The organism is Paenibacillus sp. J31P190 (assembly GCF_059692075.1).
In genome coordinates this window covers 256,444-272,503 of the sequence record NZ_JCAUAS010000008.1, presented here as the reverse complement: position 1 = coordinate 272,503, position 16,060 = coordinate 256,444, and the positions used below count along the sequence as shown (strand labels likewise).

The 16,060-nt window shown below is 45.0% G+C and carries 14 protein-coding genes; 2 read left to right on the top strand and 12 right to left on the bottom strand.

Translation table 11 applies throughout. From position 1 onward, the window contains the following. The first annotated feature begins 72 nt into the window (after window positions 1–72). Entirely contained in the window at window positions 73–966 is an 894-nt protein-coding gene (locus AC58U0_RS17030) for an AraC family transcriptional regulator (RefSeq protein ID WP_497380177.1), read from the top strand. Here AC58U0_RS17030 and AC58U0_RS17025 read toward each other — a convergent pair. The 7 genes from AC58U0_RS17025 to AC58U0_RS16995 form a co-directional block, all read right to left on the bottom strand. Continuing rightward, on the bottom strand, window positions 950–1,789 hold the full coding sequence (locus AC58U0_RS17025; protein WP_497380176.1) for a YitT family protein: 840 nt from the start codon (window positions 1,787–1,789) through the stop codon (window positions 950–952). The two genes, AC58U0_RS17030 and AC58U0_RS17025, sit on opposite strands and share 17 nt — an antisense overlap. 904 nt (window positions 1,790–2,693) lie before the next feature. Further along, window positions 2,694–3,809 (bottom strand): alanine dehydrogenase, encoded by a 1,116-nt coding sequence (ald, locus tag AC58U0_RS17020; protein WP_497380175.1) that lies wholly within the window; start codon window positions 3,807–3,809, stop codon window positions 2,694–2,696. A 122-nt stretch (window positions 3,810–3,931) separates the two neighbouring features. Then, on the bottom strand, window positions 3,932–5,587 hold the full coding sequence (locus AC58U0_RS17015) for a PucR family transcriptional regulator (protein ID WP_497380174.1): 1,656 nt from the start codon (window positions 5,585–5,587) through the stop codon (window positions 3,932–3,934). A gap of 186 nt (window positions 5,588–5,773) precedes the next feature. Continuing rightward, window positions 5,774–6,925: a DUF2264 domain-containing protein gene (locus AC58U0_RS17010; protein ID WP_497380173.1), complete on the bottom strand. Its 1,152-nt coding sequence runs from the start codon at window positions 6,923–6,925 to the stop codon at window positions 5,774–5,776. Continuing rightward, window positions 6,918–8,033 carry a glycoside hydrolase family 88 protein gene (locus tag AC58U0_RS17005; protein ID WP_497380172.1) on the bottom strand — a complete coding sequence of 372 codons (1,116 nt, stop codon included), beginning with the start codon at window positions 8,031–8,033 and terminating at the stop codon, window positions 6,918–6,920. The genes AC58U0_RS17010 and AC58U0_RS17005 overlap by 8 nt, the downstream gene beginning before the upstream one ends. 7 nt (window positions 8,034–8,040) lie before the next feature. Next, on the bottom strand, window positions 8,041–9,072 hold the full coding sequence (locus AC58U0_RS17000; RefSeq protein ID WP_497380171.1) for a LacI family DNA-binding transcriptional regulator: 1,032 nt from the start codon (window positions 9,070–9,072) through the stop codon (window positions 8,041–8,043). Between the two features lie 152 nt (window positions 9,073–9,224). Beyond that, window positions 9,225–10,571, bottom strand: a complete 1,347-nt coding sequence (locus AC58U0_RS16995) for an ABC transporter substrate-binding protein (protein WP_497380170.1) — start codon at window positions 10,569–10,571, stop codon at window positions 9,225–9,227. Between the two features lie 256 nt (window positions 10,572–10,827). Here AC58U0_RS16995 and AC58U0_RS16990 point away from each other — a divergent pair, with 256 nt between their 5' ends. Further along, window positions 10,828–10,938 (top strand): YjcZ family sporulation protein, encoded by a 111-nt coding sequence (locus tag AC58U0_RS16990; RefSeq protein ID WP_497380169.1) that lies wholly within the window; start codon window positions 10,828–10,830, stop codon window positions 10,936–10,938. Between the two features lie 492 nt (window positions 10,939–11,430). Here AC58U0_RS16990 and AC58U0_RS16985 read toward each other — a convergent pair whose 3' ends face one another. From AC58U0_RS16985 to AC58U0_RS16965, 5 genes are all read right to left on the bottom strand, one after another. Further along, on the bottom strand, window positions 11,431–12,213 hold the full coding sequence (locus AC58U0_RS16985) for an SDR family NAD(P)-dependent oxidoreductase (RefSeq protein WP_497380168.1): 783 nt from the start codon (window positions 12,211–12,213) through the stop codon (window positions 11,431–11,433). Between the two features lie 138 nt (window positions 12,214–12,351). Then, a complete protein-coding gene (locus AC58U0_RS16980) occupies window positions 12,352–13,437 on the bottom strand; it encodes a Gfo/Idh/MocA family protein (RefSeq protein ID WP_497380167.1) in 1,086 nt (361 codons plus the stop codon). Between the two features lie 32 nt (window positions 13,438–13,469). After that, window positions 13,470–14,552: a Gfo/Idh/MocA family protein gene (locus tag AC58U0_RS16975; RefSeq protein WP_497380165.1), complete on the bottom strand. Its 1,083-nt coding sequence runs from the start codon at window positions 14,550–14,552 to the stop codon at window positions 13,470–13,472. 153 nt (window positions 14,553–14,705) lie between these two features. After that, window positions 14,706–15,380 (bottom strand): hypothetical protein, encoded by a 675-nt coding sequence (locus AC58U0_RS16970; RefSeq protein WP_497380164.1) that lies wholly within the window; start codon window positions 15,378–15,380, stop codon window positions 14,706–14,708. Window positions 15,381–15,477: 97 nt separating this feature from the next. Beyond that, window positions 15,478–15,732: a biotin/lipoyl-containing protein gene (locus AC58U0_RS16965; protein ID WP_497380163.1), complete on the bottom strand. Its 255-nt coding sequence runs from the start codon at window positions 15,730–15,732 to the stop codon at window positions 15,478–15,480. Window positions 15,733–16,060 lie beyond the last annotated feature (328 nt).

Genomic DNA, 16,060 nt, shown 5'->3' with positions numbered 1-16,060 from the left:
ACCATGGTATTTATATAGCATTTTCCAACCACATTTTTAAAAATATCAACCTTTTGATTGGAGTAAAAAACGATGATGAACTCACCGATTTTACACTTTATCTCCCCTCCCATCCCTTATTTTATTGATTGTGGGCGTTTTCAATATCGGGAAGGAGAACAGCATGTTAGCAGAAGTCAGATCGGTGCTTTTGACCTGATGGTCGTGACAAAAGGGACCTTGCACGTAGGTGAAGGAACATCGGAGTGGGCGATTCAGAAAGGCGAAGCCCTCATATTAAGACCGGATGCGAGTCATTATGCGACCATTCCATGTGCGAGTGAGACGGAGATTATTTGGATTCATTTTCAAACATTTGGCGCGTGGGATGAGTGCAGCAGTATGAGCGATTGCTTGGATAACCAAGCCTCGCTAATTGCTAATCATAAGCAAATGGCATATTTGAATCACAGCGAAGTGTGTTCTGTATTTATCCCTAAATTTATGAAGTTGTCCCAAAAGGCACTAGATATTTTGGAGCAATTTTTCCAATTGGATGAGGAGCCGAGGTCACTGCGCAATTGGAAACGGCAAAGCGTGTTCCAACAATTCATGCAATTAGTCGATCGCGACCTCGCGGCAACCTCCGATGTGACGGCATTCCATCTCGCGGAAAAAGTGGAGCTATTCATCCGGCAAAACTATACGCAAAGAGTGACGAATTCACTACTACAGCAGGAACTTAATTACCACCCTAACTATTTGGCCAAATGTATGCTTAAAGTGTATGGGGTTACGCCAATGGATTACTTGTTTCAATACCGAATTGAACAAGCAAAAAAGCTTCTCATCCAAACCAGATGGTCGATGACGCGAATCGCTGAAGAGGTTGGCTTTCAGCATGGCTCGTACTTCTCATACTGTTTCTCCAACAAGGAAGGCATTTCTCCCATGAACTTCCGTCGAAAGTTTATTGGTCATGCGTAGCGAATCCATTCCCAACCACTTCCCTCACATCACTGAAAGTAACAAAAGCGGATGGATCCACGCGATGTACCAGTGTTTTCAGCTTGATGATTTCTTTGCGGCTTACGATACAATAGATCACTTCTCTGTGTTTGCCTGTATAGCCGCCTCTTCCTTCAAGAAAAGTAATCCCTCTATTTAATTCCGTCATAATCGTATTGGCTATCAGATCCGGTTTGAGTGTTATAATAAAAGCCGCTCGCGCGCCGGAGGCACCCTCCAGCACAAAATCAATGACTCTAGCTCCTACGATAATCGCAACTAACGTATACATCGCACGCGTGAGATCCAAATAAATCAAAGATAACAGCAGAATGACGAAATCTATTGCTAGTATAGTCTTCGCGATCCCTATCCCATAATGCTTTTGCATCAGACGTGCAATGATATCTGTCCCCTCTGTCATCCCTTCGAAACGGAACACAATGCCAAAACCTAGTCCAACAATCCCTCCCGCGTATAACGATGCTAACAGAGGGTCAGGCATTGGCAACGAAAAGCTCTCGAACAACCACAAAAACAGCGAAACCGATAACATGCCTACAACTGTGTAAATGAAACTAATGCGTCCCAGCATCTTCCAGCCGATAAGAATAAGCGGAATATTAATGAGCAGATTCGTCCATGCCGGATTCCAACCGAGCACATATTTGAGCAAAAGAGCAAGACCGGTTATCCCCCCTTCTGCCAGCCCATTTGCAAGATTGAAATAATTGATACCAAAACCAATAATGGCTGAACCTACAACAATGGCAGCTATATTGATCCATTTGATTCTATTCATACTAATTCTCCTTAATAACGACATTAATCGTCTATTATTCCCTTATTTACCCATAAAATGAACCTATCCATACATTTAGTGAAAAAACCATTGGCTAAGTTTTTGATCCATATCCTCGCTAAAAGAAGGTTCTTTAGCTAATTTAGTGGATTGTCATCCTCTCAGAGGAACGTAGAAGTGACAACGATTCGCTATTTCATTGAGGTGTACATGCCGTAAAACACCAAAATAACGCTCCTACGTTTCGCGTATCAGCCCCGTATCGGCATAATCGCCGAAATAGTGGGCTCCTTGTTCCCCGCCAGCATAGATTAGAAGCTTATATGTCCAAACACGCTCTTACCATTACGCTCGCGGAACGTAGGGACCTTATTTGGCTCGAAAGTGCTCATTTCCCGATTTCGCGGAACGAGGAGCCGCTATTCTCCCGTTTTCGAAGTGTAAAAGCCGTAAAACACCAAAATAACGTTCCTACGTTCCGCGTATCAGCCCCGTATCGGCATAATCGTCTAAATAGCGGCTCCTTGTTCCCCGCTAGCCTAGATTAGCAGCTTATATGTCCGAACTTGCTCCTAGCATTGCGCCCGCGGAACGTAGGGACCTTATTTGGCTCGAAATTGCCATTTCCCGATTTCGCGGAACGAGGAGCTGCTATTCTCCAGTTTTCCTCTGGACACCTCAAATTCCATTAAATACCGCACTCACGTTCCGCGAATTCAACTTTTAGCGCATTTTTCCACGAATCGCGCATCGTAGTTTATCGTAGTTCCTCTAAACAATGAAACCACCACATTCGTTGGATTGTAGTTCCCAAACTAAACTTGACTCGAACTTCTTGTCCCTCTCACCAATAACTAAAAAAGGACCTCCGCAAAGCAGCGAAAGTCCTCCTTGTTAGTAAAATTTATTGCAAAAGCGAATAAATATCGGTATACGTGTAACCATGTGCCTCAGCAACAGCTTGGTAAGTAACATGACCTGCAACCACGTTGATGCCCTTTGCAATTGCTTTGTTATCCAAAGCTGCACGCGCATAGCCCTTGCTTGCTATTTGCACGCCGTACGGTGTTGTCACATTAGTTAACGCCAGCGTGGACGTACGAGCGACAGCTCCAGGCATGTTAGCCACCGCGTAATGGATGACCCCATGCTTCACATAAGTTGGTTGATCATGCGTGGTAATGCGGTCGATCGTCTCAATGGACCCGCCTTGGTCAATCGCTACGTCAACGATAACGCTGCCAGGGCTCATCATTTTGACCATGTCTTCGGTCACGAGACGCGGTGCTCGAGCTCCTGGAATAAGGACAGCCCCAATAACCAAATCAGCGCGACGAACAACCTCGGCGATATTGTAGGGATTGGACATAATCGTCTTCACGCGACCTTGGAACTGATCGTCTAATTGACGGAGGCGATCCGGGTTCAAATCAACGATGCTGACATCGGCGCCAAGCCCGATGGCCATTTTCGCCGCATTCGCACCAACAATCCCCCCGCCGATGACAGCTACCTTACCCGGCTCAACTCCCGGTACACCGCCTAGCAGAATCCCTTTGCCGCCATGCGCTTTCTCTAGAAAGTGAGCACCGATCTGAACAGACATGCGTCCAGCCACTTCACTCATTGGCGTCAACAGCGGAAGGCTGCCATTGTCTAATTGAATGGTCTCATAGGCGATTGCTGTCACTTTATTGTGAGCTAAGGCATGCGTCAATTCAGCCTCAGGTGCGAGGTGTAAATACGTGTATAAAATCAAACCCTCGTGAAAATAAATGTACTCTTCAGGAAGTGGTTCTTTCACTTTAACGACCATATCTGCCGACCATACTTCAGCTGCTGAGGCAACGATGGTTGCGCCTGCCTCTGTGTAATCTTCATCCGAGAATCCAATGCTTTGACCTGCTAAGGTTTCGACTATAATGTCATGCCCTGCTTTTTTGTAAGATAGTACGGAGCTAGGCGTCATACCAACGCGAAACTCATTATTTTTTATTTCCTTAGGAACCCCAATAATCATTTTGCATCAGCCTCTCTTGACGATCCCATAAAAAATGGATCAATCTCTACTTGTCTCCAAGTATAAGACCGATCCATGGACGTTCCATTAGACAAATTGTAAAAAAAGTTAACAAATTCTTTTCACATTTTTATTTCCGGATTCAACAGCTGGTAAGCCCTTATCCCCACCTGAAGCGCCAAGCGTTTTTCCGGCAGCATGTAGTCGGCTCCAAGGAGCTCCTCTATTTTTTCCAAGCGGTAATAGAGCGATTGTCGGACGATAAAAAGCTGCTGAGCAGCGATTTGCTTAGAACCATCCGTGTCGAGGTAAACCTTAAGTGTTCGCAGCAGTTCGCTGCCTTTCAATTGATCATGATCGATAATCGGTCCCAGATACGTACGTACGAAGGATTGTAAAATATGTTTATCTGGGATATGAAATAACAATTGAAATACACCAAGCTCATCATAAAACTGTACCTTCCCTTGCAGTGTTGGAGAGAGCGAAATCGCTTGAAGCGCCTCCTGGTAGCTTAGGTGAGCTTGCATAAACCTTCGATAACTTTGTCCAACGCCAATGGTTAACTTGATCTCATCCTCGGCCTTCAGGTATTGAATGGATTGGAAAACGTGCTGAAGGCGTTCTTTAGACGATCGTTTTTTCGTTGCTTTATCAAAGGCTACAACAACGAGTCTATTATTTTTCAACGTAATCAATGGATGAAAGGAATGCTGCTCAAAAACAGATCTTACGGCAAGTGAAAGATGAATACCCGAAGACTCCACACCCTCCTCTCCCGTGCTATCCCCCTCCGCTTGTTCATGATCAAATTCGATCAAGATGACGTGATAAGGAAGCTCGTTAAGCCGCTTAAATTCAGATCCAATCAATACTTTTATTTGCTCTTCGTCACGTATTCGCAGATGCAGCAGATCATCTACCCAAAGTGTCTGTGAATACAATTTACGCTCCTCGATATAGCGTTTGCGAAGCAAATCCTGTGCGATAGACAATGAAGCGGAGTCCAGAATTAAGTACTCATATTCTTGCGGCTTTCGGCTGAACACCAGGATGATATGCGCCCATGTTTTGCCCATAGCCCCAACGGGTTGTACGATAACCGTTTGACCCTCATCTTCTATCACGGAAGGGGCCGCTATATTTCCGTTGTTTGGGCTTTCGACGAGTCGACTTTCTAGAAAATCCAGCCACTGTCCAGACTCCCGGCTTCCCAAATGCGGGATAAACTTCGGCTGTCCATTCAGTGGTACATAAATAACTTGGGCTTTGGTACTGCTTTGCAGCAGCCCGAGTACATGGGAGACGCCTTGTGAAGATAGGGTCATTCGATGGAATTCACGCGATATTTTCTCCAAATCCTGAAGTGCTTTATGGTGTTGATTGATAATATGCGCATGAATATCCTGCGTAATGTCAATAAACCGCACAGCTTGCGGAAAAATAATAAGCGGGAAATGATAGGATTCCGCCGCATGTATCCATTCTTGTGGAACTGAACTCAAGTAGTGTCCCATTTCAATGCAGAGGCATGACACGTTTTTATTAATCAACTGCTCCAGATATGTCATGAACAATTCCGTATCGCTCTTGAAGGCAGCCCCTGTCGTTAGGATCATTTCACCACCCTGCAGCAATTGTTCAAACTGTATCACTTCAATGATATGAACCCAGCGGACTAGACGCTGTAATCCCTGTTTACCTGCTGCAATATAAGCTTTCTCGAAAGTGGGTCGTCCCAGCACTTCCTGTAACGTTAATTGATAATCTTGATTCAAAAGAGTCACTCCACTTTCTTTCCACTCATATCTAAAAGTTATCCACAACCGTCGTATTAGACTGCTTGTGGATAATTATAAACCAACTGCTAAATGTCATCCGATCAAGCTAGTTTCCCTTCTAAGTTTACACGAAAAAAGCGCCTGTTTCATTAAGAAACAGTACGCTTTTTATTAAGCAATTTATTATAATGCTTTATCAATGGCAACGGTTTGCCCTGACCATACCTTTTGAGACGTCCACGGGGTTTCTGCTCCCTGCCAAAATTCGTCATCTGCTGGCAATCCTAGCGGGAGGAAAACAGCATTACATAAGTATAGACTGCCCGTAGAGATATATGTTTCGCCAAGCTCAGGCTGATGTCCGCAAAGTCCAATCTTCAGCCAGCCAGCCTCATCGAAAGTGCCTGGGGCTTCAATCAGCTTGCGGATGACCGCGCTTAGCGCGGATCTTACTTGAGCTGGCGCAACACCTTCCGGCAATTCACGCCGCAGTGCAATGTGCGCTAGAGATTGAAATGCGCCAAAGCGGTAGGCAAGCGACCGACCCGTGACAGGAAACGTTCCCTCCGGTGAAATCGATCGTTCTTGCAAGGCAGCATAGCGCTGTGCTCTAATCAAAATATTCTCGCGCATACCCGCCCAATCAACATCATGCCCATGTACATGCTCAATGATATCAACTAACATGGGTTGAATCACGAAGCTGTTGTAATAATCGGCATGATAGTGGACCCCATCACCGTACATCCCATCACCAAGGTACCACTGCTCATGCTGTTTGAGGGCAAAGTCAACGCGCATTTTATCCCAATCCTCGCCCATTACACCTAGAGCCGTTTCAGTCATAGCTGCAAATAAGAGCCAGTTGTTGAAAGCCGGTTTGCGCGTTCTTGTTGCCTTCATAGCTTTCACCAGATTGCCCTGAACGCGGCTGTCCAAACGATGCCACAGTGCGTTAGGGGCTCTTAGAATCGCATTAGCCAGAAATGCCGTATCTACAATCGGCTGTTGGCCATGGGAAAAGTTTAAAAAATCAGGAGACTCCGGATCTGTCGCCGCGTCAAGACCAGCTCGGACCTGCTCGCCATAGTGAACGCGAAGCTTCTCTTCCTCAGCGTCCTGAGCTGGATTTTCTAACCACGGTGCCATGCCTACCAATGTCCGCGCAAATGCTTCAAGATGCGAGTACTGGAGCTGCTCTTCTTTCTTATTCTCTACTGGCATTGTTGCGCGCAGCTTTCGGGATGCCAATGCCTTAATCACAGGGTCAGCGATACTAAGCATCGTAGCTAACCAATAAGCACGGTCATTGCCGGCTGCAGCGCGATTATTCATACCAGTAGCCTCTGATTCCTTTTTCCAATCTAACCAAGGCTTCTAAATAGTAGTAATCGCCCCAAATCACGAAATCATCCGGTGCCGCTCCCCCGCGAACACTATAAGAACCGCGCTCGATGAAGCCTTGTGCATCCGGCTTGCTTGCGTAAGTTTTCACCAGGCCAGCCATGGAGCGTTGTATCGCATTTTCCAAATAACCGCGATCTGCGTCATCTGCCGGTAAATGCTCTAATATTTCCAAAGCTCCCGCAGAAGCAATGGCTGAAGCTGAGCTGTCCCGCTTCGTTTCTGCGTTCACAGGCGCATTGAAATCCCAGTAAACAACATCATCCTGAGGCAAGCGGTCAAAGAAATAACGTGCCAAGCGTTTGGCTGTTTCTAGATAAAGCGGGTTCTTGGTGTAGTGGTAAGAAAGCGCAAACCCATAAATTCCCCAAGCTTGGCCCCGAGTCCACGTCGAACCGTCGCTATAACCCTGTGCAGTCCCGCCATGAAGGGGTTCACCATTCTCTTGATCAAAGTAGAACGTATGATAGGAAGAATCATCGCCACGAACCAAATAGCGGCGGCTCAAATCCGCATGAATCATGGCAACATCCTTGTATTTGGCATCGCCTGTTTGCTCGTAAGCCCAGTACAGCAAGGGTAAATTCATCAAACAATCAATGATGATACGACCCCCATTTTCTTTATCTCCTTCAGGACCCCAAGCTTGAATGTATTGACCTTTCGGTCTCCAGCGCTTCATCAGCACATCAGCTGCTTGCAGCGTAAGTTGTTTCGCAGATTCATCTTTCTCAATGATCCATTGCGCTTTAGAAGATAAAGAATATAAGAACCCAATATCATGGTGGTCTAGTGCTACATTGCTTTCAAGTCTTTGCTTAAAGTTTGCAACTGTCTTCTGAGCGGCTTGCTGGAACGCCTTGTCACCGCTATATTCGTAGCCTAACCACAAAATACCCGACCAAAAGCCGTCTGTCCAATCTGTATTCGGATTCAAATGATACACATCATTCTCGCTTACGTGAGGAAATAAATCCCCAAAACGTTCAATATTCAATCTCGTTTTTTGCAAAGCATCTTCAATGGCTTGTTTCCACATGATCGATTCACTCCGTTTTCAATAATTTGGTTGATTCTCGTTCTATGAATGTAAGCGGGACCTCAATCTCTCGTTCCTCATCAGACTCAGCCTTATTTCCAAATTTATGTAGCAGCTTGTTAATGGCCGTTTGAGCTTGATAGCTATAAGGAATGTCCCAGCTAGATATACCCGGATAACTGTTTTTAGCTATATAATCGTTATTAATTCCAATAATCTGTAGCTGGTTTGGAATCTCAATTCGCAGCTTATTGGCTGCCGATAAGATTCGTAAGGCTACATGGTCATCAAAAGCAACGATGCCTACGGGTGCCACATGGCGCTGCAGCAAGCTTGTAAGAAAAGCTTCAATATCCAAATCCTTGGTAGTGTCAACGATCTCATGAATGACATCGCTTGCATATTGCTGGATCCCAGCATTGAAACCCATGCGGCGCTGTTCGTCGATGACTTTCGAACCTTTACTGCCTACGTAGCAAAGCGCTCTACAGCCACGTTCCACCAACAATTTTGTGGATTGTTTGCAAGCTTCGGCAAAGCCTAAATTCACTGCACCTAACGCAATATCCTCCGGCCAGTTCCAACCATTGATAAGAACTAACGGCGTACCGCTGTTTACGATTGACCTTGTAGATTCGAAGCCCATTGCTAAACCATGACATATCAATCCGTCTACTCTACGCTGCAGCAAAACTTCCAGATTTCTCCGCTCAATATCCGGATCGAATCCCCCTGATGAGAATACAGATAAGTGATACCCCGCATTATGTGCTTCAATCTGCAAATGTTCGGCGAGCTGTCCATAGTAATTCGTTAACCCTGGTAAGATGAGACCGATCTCATACGTTTTACTGCGGCTTAACCCCGCTGCCATCGTATTCCGCCGATAACCTAATTGCTCAGCAGCCAATTCGACCTTGCGAATCGTCTCTTTGGACGAACGAATACCACCTCGATTCAGCACATTGGAGACTGTGGCAATGGATACTCCTGCTGCTGCTGCCACTTCTACAATTGTGACTTGTTTGGGCTTGTTCATACTTGTTTCAACTCCGTTTTATGTTAAACGTTTAACATCCTTTATTAGCTTAAATTGAAACGTTTAACATGTCAAGAGAAATTGCAGCACTTTTCCAAAAAAAAAGACCGAACACCCTCTTTCGAAGGTAGTTCGATCTTTCTATTACCGCCTTACTTTTTGTTTTTCTCCAAAATGGCATTCGCATCCTTGCGGAATTTAGCTGCCGCTTCTTCAACCGTTGTTTTCTTATACAGGATCTGCTCGCTCGTTGCTTTTAACAGCTTCTCAATTTCGATGGAACCTACTGGATTTGGTGGATCCATTTGACTGCTGTTCTGTTCAGCCCACGCCACATAGTCAAAGATTTTGACTTCATTCGGTGATAAGAGCGGCTTCAACGCTTCCTTCACTTTGGAGGATACTGGAACACCGCGGTCACCTTTAATCAATTTGTTCGCTTCGATATCATTCACGAAAAAGCTGATGAATTTCGCGGCTTCTTCTTTTTGCTTAGAGTTATTCGTTACTGAGAAATACATACTAGGCTTCAAGAACAAACCTTTATTACCGTTACGGCCAGGAAGCGGGAATAGTTCAAGCGGGCGATCTTTGATCAAATTGGCTACCGCCAAAAATTGGTTAGACCAGCCATTACCTGTAATTGCATTACCTAGTAAGATTTCATCTTCTTCCGCTACGCCTTTCTTCTGTGACTCTTTGTCGAGTGAAAGGATATAGCCGGCATCGTACCATTTTTGATAACGCTTGAAGTAGTCAATTAATGGCTTATCATCAGAAAAACCAAGTGCCGTTCCATCTGCATTGTACATTTTTTGATCGATCGTTCTGAGATAATACGGGAAAAATACTTCATGACGGACACCGAAACCGCCTATTTGTTTGCCGGCTGCTTTGGCTTTGGCTGCAATCGCGTCGTAATCTTCCCAAGTCCAATCTTTTCCTGGGACTGTGATTCCTAAGCTTTTGAACGTATTCACATCTAATGTCGAATTTAACGCGTTTACCCCTAAGTTCATCGCCACAAGTTTACCTCCGACCTCACCGCCGGATAACGCATTAGGGCTGATTGAAGAGACATCGAGAAGGCCATTTTTCGTATAGGGTGTGAGATCAGCTAACTGATTTTTCCCACCATACTGTGAAAGGTAAGAGATATCCATCTGGATAACGTCAGGTAATTGGTTTGCCGAAGCCTGAGGAGCAAGCTTTTTCCAATAGTCGTCAAATGGTGCGTATTCCGCTTCAATTTTTACATTTGGGTGCTGTTTCTCATAAAGCTCGATAACTTTCAATGTGTAATCATGACGCGCTTGCCCTCCCCACCAAGCAACACGAAGCTTAACAGGATCTTTACTTGGTGCGGTGCTCGGTGCTGTCGTTGCTGTTTTGGACGGTTCGCTGCTAGCTGCTGGTGTTGACGTTTTAGTGCCTGTGGAGCAAGCTGCTGCCGTGAACATCATAGAAAGCGACAGAGCTAAGGTGAAAACTTTTTTCATCTCTATTCCTCCCCTACATGAGTCGATCAAATTTGGGTAACGCTTACATGTTTATTATCCAACTTTCGGAAGGAAAGATTAATGCAGAAAATAGTGGTGTTTGTTCAAAAAACAGTGATCATTTGTTCCAATCAAAAAAAAAGACTTCTTTACCTGACATTCGTCCATACATTTCAAATGCCATTGTAATACAATAGTCTATTAATACAGAAGGGAACGAAGGAGCCTTCAATTACGATGAAAGGGGTGACTGAATATGGGATATCCAGCAGAAGTAGCAACAGCGGGCTACGGCGGGTCTAGTTCAGCAGCAATATTGGTTCTATTTGTTTTATTGGTTATTATTACAATGACTTTTGTATGGTAATACGGCGTATTCTGTAACAATAAATTCAGATCCACAGCACTCTCTGTGGATCTTTTTTCAGTGATCATTTACATAAATAATAAAAAAAAAAAAAAATAAAACCTCTTACGCTTTTCTTACGTAATACTGTTTATGCATGACATTCTTTCAGGGTTAGGGAGGTTTCTTGCCTATGACAACGACACTCCATTTTCACCAAACCGCTTCGATCCGGGACGCTATCTCCATGTTGGTCTGGTATCTACGAAAGAAGCGAAGAGCGTAACATGACTCGTATCCCTACGAAAAAAATACATCCGAATGAACACCTATGACGTCCAGCAGGACGCTAGCGTTTATCCGGGTTGAGTGGAAAAAGGCTGCTCCTCTGAAGAATTCCTTCTAGAGATGCAGCCTTTTTACTGTTTGTAAGGAATTTGTAGCTCTAACCTGAAAAAAGCAAACAAAAAACCGCCCATGCTTGGACGGTTTACCTTCGTATAGCTTTTCAACTTAAAGCGCTGCACCCTTACCGCCATCAATATTGACGGATGTGCCTGTAACATAGGACGCTGCATCCGAGGATAAGAAGGTGATTACATTAGCCGCTTCTTCCGCATTCCCAATCCGGCCGAGCGGAATGTCATGCTTTGGATCCGATGCATACTCCTCCCAAGTCTGTTCTGGCGCCTCCCGCTTCCAGCCTCTCTCAATCTGACTGCTGCGAATTTTCCCAATACAGACAGTATTCACACGAATCTGGGCGGATGCCAGGTCTTTGCTCATCGCATTCGTTAATGCAAGACCTGCGGCACGGCTGACTGAAGTAGGCAGCGAAGAAGCAGGCGGTGTTTTGGCTGCTGAAGTCGTTATATTGACGATAGAGCCCCCTCCTGCTTGACGCATGTAAGGGATTGCATAACGGGAGCAATGAATGGCTCCAAATAATTTCAACTCAAGATCTTGCCGCCATAACTCCGTGCCTACCTGTTCAAATGGCTGGGCTGCAGACGTACCTGCATTGTTCACAAGAATATGTAAACTTCCAAATCGCTGAAAGGCTTGTTCCACGGCGCGTTGACAGTCGGCTTCCGAGGTCACATCCGCTTGAATCGCAAGCACCTCACCCTCTGTCAAATTGGCAATATGGACAGCAGCTTCTTGAAGCTGCTCCTCATTCCGCGCGAGTATCGCTACTTTGGCTCCCTCTCGCGATAAGGAAATCGCTGTTGCCAATCCAATTCCTTTGCTTCCCCCAGTAATCAAGGCTACCTTACCCTGTAATCCCAAATGCATCGCTTCACGCTTCCTTTCCTTCAATCCTTAGTTAGTATTTCAATAATTCTAGCATACTCCTATTCCACTTCTTTTTTCAAATTTCAATGAATTAAAAAAAAAGAGGAGCCTTGGCTCCTCCTGATAAATCTTGACGTATTATTGATTCAAATAAACAGCTTTCCCTGTGCGTGCAGACTCATAAATCGCTTCAAGAATTTGTGAAACGACATAAGCTTGCTCAGGCGTCACTACTGGATCAACATCATTTTCAATGGCTTTAATCCATGTACGCATTTCCAGATCCGCATCGCTTTCCTTAGCGCCGTCATAGAAAGCTACACCGCCTGCTTTCAGATCCACCTCTGTTGTAAATAAGCGGCTATGTTTCTCACCGTTGATGCGAAGCCCGCCTTTCATGTCAGCTCCGCCTTCAGTACCGCTTAATGAGCATTTGGCTTCATCGACCTCAAGCGTATTCAGTGCCCAGCTGGATTCCAGCATAATCGTAGCTCCGTTTTCCATGACGATCATACCGAAAGCAGAATCCTCTACCGTGAATTTACTCGGATCCCAAGGCCCCCAAGCATTGGCGGCATTTTCTTTCTGGGATAACTCGTGGTAAGACGTTCCCAGCACAACTTTCGGCTTGTAGTTATTCATCATCCAAAGCGTTAGATCCAAAGCATGTGTACCGATATCAATAAGCGGTCCTCCGCCTTGCTTCTCTTCATCCAGGAATACGCCCCATGTTGGAACTGCGCGACGACGAATGGCATGCGCTTTCGCGAAATAAATCTCGCCAAGCTCCCCTTCCTCACATACACGCTTCAAATGCTGACTATCAGGCCGGAAACGGTTGTTGTATCCGATCGTTAGCTTCTTGCCTGTACGCTTCGCTGTTTCAACCATGCGCTTAGCATCTGCTGCTGTCTTGGCCATTGGCTTCTCACACATCACGTGCTTGCCAGCTTCTAGCGCAGCAATAGCAATTTCGGCGTGTGAATCATTCGGTGTTAACACATGAATGATATCAATAGTAGCATCCTGCAAAAGCTCTTTGTAATCCTCATATACTTTAGCTGCTTTGGAGCCATATTTCTCAGCGGCAGTTTCAGCCTTCTCTTGCACGATGTCACAGAATGCGACCAGTTCAACATTCGAAAGCTTTTTCAAACTTGGCAAATGCTTGCCGTTTGCAATGCCTCCACAACCAATAATACCAATACGGAAAATACGTGACATGTGAATACCTCCAGAATAATGATTAGTTTGAGTTAATTAGGAAGTTCGATTGCGACTTCGCGTTTAATGAGCGATGACCGAATGATGCCATCAATAATTGCTTGATTGCGAACGATCTGTTCACCAGGTATCGGGGCTGGTTTGCCATCTCGGACAGCCTCTACGAAATCGCGGACTTTCTCGTTAAACAAATTTAGCTTATGATCAATCAGCGGAATTTGGCTTTCTGTGTGATGTCCACGAACGTCGTGGAAATAGGCAATGGAACCCACATTTCCGTCGAACACTCCGCTCCATGGCCCTTTTCCAGCTGGTGTTACTTTGAGTCCACCATCGGTGCCAAGGAATAAGGTTGGTCCTAATGTATCCATATGCATCGCCCATGAAATTTTGAAATTCAACACGAGATCGTCTTCAAAACGGATCATCGCAACACCGAAATCTTCCACATCGAATCGACTAGCTTCGTTATGATATAACGGATTTGTTCCAAAATAGTTACTGCTGTAAGCGGATACGGTAAGCGGTTTCGGATAACCCATCGCATTCAGAGCCATATCAAGTGAGTAACAACCGATATCAGCCATTGCTCCGGCTCCAGCGATTTCCTTGCTAATAAATGTACCGCCAGGCATGCCTCTGCGGCGTCCTCCGCCTGTTTCTACATAATAAACCTTACCAAGTTGACCGGACTGAACCACGTCTTGAATAATCTTCATATTAGGATCATATCTCGGCTGGAAACCAACATTGAGCATGAAGCCCGTTTTCTTAGCCGTTTGCGCCATCTCGACGGCTTCTTCCAGCGTGACGGACATCGGCTTTTCCAGCATAACGTTTTTCCCTGCCAGTAACGAATCTACTGTTGTCCGATGGTGAGCCACATTGGGTGTGCAAATGCTTACCCCATCAAGGTCTAATTCCAGCAGCTGCCGATAATCATCAAAGGCTTGTGCCGAAGGAATTTGCCAAAAATCAATGAATTGTGCCGCTTTGCCTGGTACCGCATCAGCTACCGCTACAATCTCTACGTCAGCTAGCTCACGATATGCTCTTACATGAGAGCCAGCAATACCGCCGCCTCCAATAATGCCGATCTTCAATGTTTTGTTCATTGAGATTACCTCATCGCTATATGATATTAAGACATCTGTCATAAATGTAGCATAGGAATAACGATATTTTTAGTCTAACTTTAGGACAATCAGGCTAAGAAATTACGACACAAAATAACCAGGCGGGAGTTAACCACCTGGTTTATCATGTTTCTACGATGAAATGCTTTCTCCTGCTTTCCTTTGTGCTTCCTCCAGATAACTTCTGTAGACTTGCTCATCCGGATGCTCACGTGCTAAATCCTCATAGTAGCGAGTGACCTTCTGAAAATAATACGAATACACATCTTGTATGGGGACAAGTCTGTAAGGATCCCATCGATAGGTTTCCACATTGTAAGCCTGATCCTGCTCATGCACCCATAGCGCTATTTCGCAAAGGCCGTCTCTTCCGTCGCGGCCAGGCATATCTTCAATTTCCAGATGGTTGTAGAAAGTTCCCGGAGGAATCAGACGCTGGAAACCAGTTGGTGTCCATTGGACGATATCGAGTTCGGAGGAAGATTCGCGCTCATTTTGCCAGCCAATAATCAGGTCCCAGCCTTCTCTTCGTGACACTGGGGCAGCTGCGAAATCCGTGAGTTCTTGCCTTCTCCCCGTTGCAGCAGAGGCGATTGGAAACCAATTACCGGAATAGTTTTTCAGGGAAAACAGGTACTGATTGTCTAAATATCTATACAAGGCTGTGATTTCAGGGTGACCATCGCCATCTACATCCGCATAAATAATAGCCGCAGGACTCCCCTCCCTCTTCAATACGACAACTTCGGCTTCCTGAGGTATACAGCTTCGGACGACAGAATGGAAATCAATTGGGGTCAAACTCATCGTTATCCCTCTTTTCGCATCATTCTCAACTAAAGTATATGCGATAAAGAACTTGGCCCATGTGTGACACTCAACATCCTATCGAATCTCTTCCCAACTAATCACTCCCCATTAAAATCGTATGCATGCTCTCTCCCATTTGGGCCAGTATCATTCCCGGCATGATTTCATCACCTGGTTGTACATGAAGTCCTGTTACAACTCCGTTGTATTCCGCTGAAATATGAACTAACCTCTCCGCTGTTCTTATTACAAATAAGGACTCCCCCTCATACACATAGGAGGATTCTTGGCTAAGCACACTCTCAACCATTCCACGGAAAGGGCTGATCACTTCATACTTGATAAACATACAATCTCAACCCCTTTTTTTCTTATTGATTTATTCTGAAATTAATCTAGCAATAAACATTCCAACTTCTAGATTATTCATACAACAAATATGATTTCTTGTAAGTTTAGCTACGTTTCTTGCTTCTTGCCCTTGACCATTATGCATATTTGGGTTAGTTATGAAAAAATGCATACTCATTTTTAGCTTCATTTCATTGCTGACTCTTTTTTTAAACAAACTTTCCCAGTATAGATGTGGATTGCGTTTTGATACGATATATAAATAGGCGAAAAAAGCCGTTAGACGGAATGATTAAATTAGAAATCAACGAAATTGCGAATGAAAC

Bases quoted from the DNA above. Each gene is read 5' to 3' on its own strand.
- ald (WP_497380175.1), bottom strand. From the start codon at position 3,809: ATGATTATTGGGGTTCCTAAGGAAATAAAAAATAATGAGTTTCGCGTT.
- AC58U0_RS16970 (WP_497380164.1), bottom strand. From the start codon at position 15,380: ATGAGTTTGACCCCAATTGATTTCCATTCTGTCGTCCGAAGCTGTATA.
- AC58U0_RS16985 (WP_497380168.1), bottom strand. From the start codon at position 12,213: ATGCATTTGGGATTACAGGGTAAGGTAGCCTTGATTACTGGGGGAAGC.
- AC58U0_RS16995 (WP_497380170.1), bottom strand. From the start codon at position 10,571: ATGAAAAAAGTTTTCACCTTAGCTCTGTCGCTTTCTATGATGTTCACG.
- AC58U0_RS16980 (WP_497380167.1), bottom strand. From the start codon at position 13,437: ATGTCACGTATTTTCCGTATTGGTATTATTGGTTGTGGAGGCATTGCA.
- AC58U0_RS17000 (WP_497380171.1), bottom strand. From the start codon at position 9,072: ATGAACAAGCCCAAACAAGTCACAATTGTAGAAGTGGCAGCAGCAGCA.
- AC58U0_RS16965 (WP_497380163.1), bottom strand. From the start codon at position 15,732: ATGTTTATCAAGTATGAAGTGATCAGCCCTTTCCGTGGAATGGTTGAG.
- AC58U0_RS16975 (WP_497380165.1), bottom strand. From the start codon at position 14,552: ATGAACAAAACATTGAAGATCGGCATTATTGGAGGCGGCGGTATTGCT.
- AC58U0_RS16990 (WP_497380169.1), top strand. From the start codon at position 10,828: ATGGGATATCCAGCAGAAGTAGCAACAGCGGGCTACGGCGGGTCTAGT.
- AC58U0_RS17005 (WP_497380172.1), bottom strand. From the start codon at position 8,033: ATGTGGAAACAAGCCATTGAAGATGCTTTGCAAAAAACGAGATTGAAT.
- AC58U0_RS17030 (WP_497380177.1), top strand. From the start codon at position 73: ATGATGAACTCACCGATTTTACACTTTATCTCCCCTCCCATCCCTTAT.
- AC58U0_RS17025 (WP_497380176.1), bottom strand. From the start codon at position 1,789: ATGAATAGAATCAAATGGATCAATATAGCTGCCATTGTTGTAGGTTCA.
- AC58U0_RS17010 (WP_497380173.1), bottom strand. From the start codon at position 6,925: ATGAATAATCGCGCTGCAGCCGGCAATGACCGTGCTTATTGGTTAGCT.